Genomic DNA, 2,301 nt, shown 5'->3' with positions numbered 1-2,301 from the left:
CACCGGAAGGCTAATGTCGGCGAACAGCCGTTCCCGGGCGGCCTGGGTGGGGCAACGTATGGCCTCGTCCACGATCTCCTGGTCGAGGTGCGGTGCGAACCAGGCTATGAAGTCGTACATGAACCTGCGCAGGAAGGTCCCGCGCCGAAAGCCGATGTGGGTGGTGCTGGGCTCGAAAAGGTGTGAGCCGTCCAGGGTTACCAGGTCGCCGTCCACCAGCGGGTCGAACGCCATGGAAGCGATGATGCCCACACCCATCCCGAGGCGCACGTAGGTCTTGATGACATCCGTATCGGTGGCGGTGAACGCCACGTTGGGGGTCAGGCCCTCGGCCAGGAAGGCCTTGTCGAGCATCGAGCGTCCGGTAAAACCGAATACGTAGGTCACGATGGGTTCCGACGCCACATCGGCGAGAGTCAGAGAACCTTTCTCGGCCAGACGGTGGCCCCTGGGAACCACGATGTCCCGGTACCAGCGGTAGCAGGGCATCATGATGAGATCCTTGAACAGGTGCAGGCCCTCCGTGGCGATCACGAAGTCGACATCTCCCTGTGTGGCGAGTTCGGCAAGCTGCGAGGGAGAGCCCTGGTTCATCTGCAGGGTGACGCCGGGATAGGCCTCCCGAAAACGGGTAATGATGCGCGGCAGGGCGTAGCGGGCCTGGGTGTGGGTGGTGGCGATGGAGAGCTCGCCGTGCCGTTCGTTGCTGTATTCCTCGGCGATGTGCTTGATGCTCTCCGCCTGGCGGAGGATGCGGCCGGCCACCTCGATGATCGTCTCTCCAACGGGCGTGATGTGCGTCAGGTGCTTGCCGCTGCGGGCGAATATCTCCACGCCCAGTTCGTCCTCAAGCAGGCGGATCTGTTTGCTGACCCCGGGCTGCGAGGTGAATAGGCTCTGTGCCGTTGCCGACACGTTCAGGTCGTGGTGCGCGACTTCCCAGATGTAACGAAGCTGTTGGAGTTTCATTGCCAGCGTCCGCCGTATACGCGCACTGTACATCGGCATATCATCATTTGGCTATAACGAGATAGCTACATATAACTAACGCGCCTAACTTGTCCCCGGTTCGCCGGATGACCGATTCTTCAACCGACGATCTTGATCGCGTTCTGGGCGTGCAGGCCGCACTCCTTTTGCGCGGCATCCTCCCACCACCAGCGGCCGAGGCGTTCGTGCTGGTGCGGGCCCACGGGACGGGTGCAGGGCTCGCAACCGATGGAAACGAACCCCCGGTCGTGCAGCGGGTTATACGGCACCCCCCGCTCGCGGATGTAGTTCCATACCTCGACGGACGTCCAATCGGCGAGCGGATTGAATTTGACCAGCCGGTGAGCCGGTGTCGAAAACGCCCGGTCTTCCTGCTCGTGGGGCAGGTCGGTGCGGGTCACGCCCTGATCCTTGCGTTGCCCGGTAATCCAGGCCTGGAGCGTGCCAAGCTTGCGGCGCAGCGGTTCGACCTTGCGCAGCCCGCAGCACTCTCCATGGCCGTCCTGGAGAAAGCTGAAGAGCCCCTTCGCGCGGACCAGTTCAGTGACGGCTTCTGCCTCGGGCATCACCAGTTCGATGACGATACCGTAGTGCTTGCGCACACGCTCGAGGAACTCGTAGGTTTCCGGGTGGAGCCGCCCGGTGTCGAGTGAAAACACATCCAACTCGAGACCCGCGCGTTGAGCCATATCGACCAGCACGACGTCTTCCGCGCCACTGAACGAAATGGCCGCCTCCCCGGGTTTGTACCGGCGGGCAATCTCCGCCAGCAGCGACTGCGGATCAACTCCGGTGCTGGCTTTTTGCGCTTCCATCACTCATGCTCCGCGTCCGTCGGATGTGGCGGCGCAGCCTACCAATCGTCGACACCGGCTGGAAAATACTGTGTTGGCATATGCTTAACACTGAAAGTTCACCGACTTTCATCGCAACGCGAAGCTCGGCGATCAGCGCGGCCAATCGAACCGGCCCCGGAGACAGGCAGGCGTCCGACCGCGAATCCCGAGCGCCCGGCCCGTCCGCAATCACCGCGTAACGCTAGGAGAATGCCAATGAAGGTGCTGTGCCTGGACCTGGAAGGCGTACTGATTCCGGAAATCTGGCAGGCCGTCGCCGGGCGCACGGGGCTGGACGCGCTCAACAAGACCACCCGCGACATTCCCGACTACGACGAACTCATGCAGTTCCGCATGAAGGTCCTGCGCGAGCACGACCTGGCGTTCTCCATGATTCGCAAGGTCATCGACGGCGTCGAGCCGCTCCCGGGCGCCCGGGAGTTTCTGGACTGGGCCCGTGAGCGATACCAGGTCC

The 2,301-nt window shown here is 62.7% G+C and carries 3 protein-coding genes; 1 reads left to right on the top strand and 2 read right to left on the bottom strand.

What is annotated here, in order from left to right:
• Together cysB and OXG98_14985 are read right to left on the bottom strand one after the other, a co-directional pair.
• A partial coding sequence (gene cysB, locus OXG98_14990) for an HTH-type transcriptional regulator CysB (protein ID MCY3773310.1) occupies positions 1-969 on the bottom strand: 969 nt, incomplete at its 3' end.
• Positions 970-1,088: 119 nt separating this feature from the next.
• Complete coding sequence (locus OXG98_14985; protein MCY3773309.1) at positions 1,089-1,805, bottom strand: phosphoadenylyl-sulfate reductase; 717 nt, start codon at positions 1,803-1,805, stop codon at positions 1,089-1,091.
• 237 nt (positions 1,806-2,042) lie between these two features.
• Between OXG98_14985 and thrH the strand changes: the two genes are divergently transcribed.
• Positions 2,043-2,301, top strand: a 259-nt coding sequence (gene thrH / locus OXG98_14980; GenBank protein MCY3773308.1) for a bifunctional phosphoserine phosphatase/homoserine phosphotransferase ThrH, incomplete at its 3' end; no start/stop codon positions are given.

The sequence above is a fragment of the Gemmatimonadota bacterium genome (genome assembly GCA_026706345.1).
In the GTDB taxonomy this organism is placed as follows: Bacteria; JAAXHH01; JAAXHH01; order JAAXHH01; family JAAXHH01; genus JAAXHH01.
This window is presented reverse-complemented; position numbering and strand designations above follow the sequence as displayed.

Coding starts and splice junctions, on each gene's coding strand:
- OXG98_14985 (MCY3773309.1), bottom strand. CDS start 1,805: ATGGAAGCGCAAAAAGCCAGCACCGGAGTTGATCCGCAGTCGCTGCTG.